Origin of the sequence: Bradyrhizobium campsiandrae, from assembly GCF_014529705.1 — a bacterium.
Taxonomy (GTDB): domain Bacteria; phylum Pseudomonadota; class Alphaproteobacteria; order Rhizobiales; family Xanthobacteraceae; genus Bradyrhizobium; species Bradyrhizobium campsiandrae.
Genome location: NZ_JAANIH010000149.1, coordinates 1 through 1,558 on the forward strand (window position 1 = coordinate 1; position 1,558 = coordinate 1,558).

Annotated in this window: 2 protein-coding genes; one reads left to right on the forward strand and one right to left on the reverse strand. The window is 59.1% G+C overall.

The annotated features are described in order from the left end of the window. Positions 1 to 165: 165 nt before the first annotated feature. Complete coding sequence (locus G8O24_RS42390; RefSeq protein WP_188108396.1) at positions 166 to 834, forward strand: hypothetical protein; 669 nt, start codon at positions 166 to 168, stop codon at positions 832 to 834. 60 nt (positions 835 to 894) lie between these two features. Here G8O24_RS42390 and G8O24_RS42395 read toward each other — a convergent pair whose 3' ends face one another. Then, complete coding sequence (locus G8O24_RS42395; RefSeq protein WP_188108397.1) at positions 895 to 1,452, reverse strand: hypothetical protein; 558 nt, start codon at positions 1,450 to 1,452, stop codon at positions 895 to 897. Positions 1,453 to 1,558 lie beyond the last annotated feature (106 nt).

Consider the following 1,558-nt stretch of genomic DNA (forward strand, 5'->3'; position numbering starts at 1 on the left):
CCACGATCAGCATCCCCAACCACCTGCTTCGTTCCGAAGCAGACAGCGCAACAGACCTATCTGTAGGGGGTCAATTTTGGACGCCGATCCCCCGGCTTAGGGGGTCAATATTGCAGGCCGAATGACATCCTCAACTTGGTTCGGCTCAAATTTGGCTATCACCATATGGACGACGTTCGCATCGGAAACGGCTTCATCTGGGAGACATCCCAGGTAAAGGTCTTTTTCAGTGAAGAAGGTGCTCCGGGGTTCACGCTTTCAAGCGGGCCATGGGCTAGCCACCTCGACGATAGCTGGGGCGACCATTTCGAGGATGACTTTGGCCCCGATGCCCCATTGCTTGCGAGTCTTGCGATGTGGATGGTGTCCGGAGACGATCCGTCGTCGCCTGTCCTTGAACGCCTTCGGTACGCAAACACGCTGATCGCAGAGGCTTTCAGCGAGCCTCACGATCGTATCCGCCTGGTCCGTCTTGTGGCCGCGCTCGAAGCCCTCGCAGTGTTGCACCGCGAAGACAAGTCTGAAGGCCTTGCGTGGCGGTGTGCGTTTGCCGGGGGGTGGACAGACTGCGGCCGGGCCGTGCAAATCGTTGAGGATGTTCTCTACGCATACTCTGTACGAAATGCTGTGGTTCACGGCGATGGCCCGAACGAGGGGGACGCGATTTCCGCCTTCTACCGGCTGGAACGCAATCTGGTCCCCATCTACCTCGGATTTCTGCGCCTCCACGCAAGAACGCAGGCTTGCTACCGTCCAACCCACATCCGACATATCCGGCAGGCTTTCGATCGGCACATCGAGAGCTTCTTCTGGACGCCGGATGAGGTTTGGTAAAGGCGGAGCAGGGGCACCACGCCAGGTGCATCGGCTTAGCTGAGATCAGCAAACTTCTGGTCAGTTCTGGCAGGCGCGACGAACCTCGGTGCCTACCCGCTGCTGCAGATCGTCGGGATACCGGCCGTCCTTTTCGAAGGCTATCATGTCGGCGCGCGTGAGCTTGGCCGCAAAATTCGTCGCGAAGCACTCGCATTGACTTGCAGCGCGTGCGGGCAATTTTCCGTCGAAGCCGGTAGCCTTGAGCGCTTCCGCTTTGCAGGCCCTTTCGAAGCCGGGTCCGACCACCTCGTTTTTGAAACGCTCCAGTTCCGTCTCTGAAAGCGTCGAGATGCTGAACGTCTTAGTTGGCGGATACGCCGCCTTCTGCCAGTCAAAATTGGCGTCCCACACATAGTAAGCGCCAAACACCGCGAGGACGAGAAAGCCGAGCTGGCCGATGAAGGGGATGCAAGCAAATAGGATTGCCCCGACAAGGGCACCAAACCAGGACCATCCCTGTAGATGCATTAATGCGATGACGTTTAGCGGCAACGAAAAGAGCATGAAGGCGCTGATCATCAGACCGAACGTCGAGCCGAGCAGGCCGGTAATTACACCGAGAACCCTCTCGACCATACCCCGCCGGTTCGTCGGCGCTGGATACCGTGGAGCATCTTGTGTCGGCGCACCTCCATATGGCGTCGGCGCGGGTTGGGGGGCTGGCGCTGGCGCTGGCGGGGGC